This is a genomic window from Paeniglutamicibacter antarcticus (assembly GCF_039544305.1).
Taxonomy (GTDB): Bacteria; Actinomycetota; Actinomycetes; order Actinomycetales; family Micrococcaceae; genus Paeniglutamicibacter; species Paeniglutamicibacter antarcticus_C.
The window spans coordinates 1-522 of the sequence record NZ_BAABLK010000001.1 but is presented as its reverse complement, the minus strand read 5'-3'; the positions used below and the strand labels follow the sequence as shown (position 1 = coordinate 522).

Annotated in this window: 1 protein-coding gene; it reads left to right on the top strand. The window is 60.3% G+C overall.

The annotated features are described in order from the left end of the window. Positions 1-522, top strand: a 522-nt coding sequence (locus tag ABEA12_RS00005) for a cbb3-type cytochrome c oxidase subunit I (protein ID WP_345465553.1), incomplete at both ends; no start/stop codon positions are given.

Here is a 522-nt window from a genome sequence, read left to right as displayed (position 1 = left end):
ATGTCTCGTTCCCCCGGCTCAACGCCTTGGCCTTCTGGTTCTACCTGTTCGGGTCAACGATCGTTGTTGCAGGTTTCCTGACGCCGCAGGGCTCGGCCGCCTTCGGTTGGTTTGGTTATGCTCCCTTATCGAACACCACGTTCAGTCCCGGTGTCGGCGGGGACCTCTGGGTCTTCGGTTTGGCCCTGTCGGGCTTTGGCACGATCCTAGGTTCGGTCAACTTCATCACCACCATCATTTGCCTGCGTGCACCGGGCATGACCATGTGGCGCATGTCGATCTTCACTTGGAACACCTTGATCACCGCCATCATGGTCGTCATGGTTTTCCCGCCGCTTGCCGCGGCGCTCTTTGCCTTGGGCGCGGACCGCCGTTTCGGCGCGCACGTCTTCGATCCTGAAGCCGGCGGACCTATTCTGTGGCAGCACCTGTTCTGGTTCTTCGGACACCCCGAGGTCTACATCATCGCGTTGCCGTTCTTCGGCATCGTCTCCGAGATCTTCCCGGTCTTCGCCCGCAAGC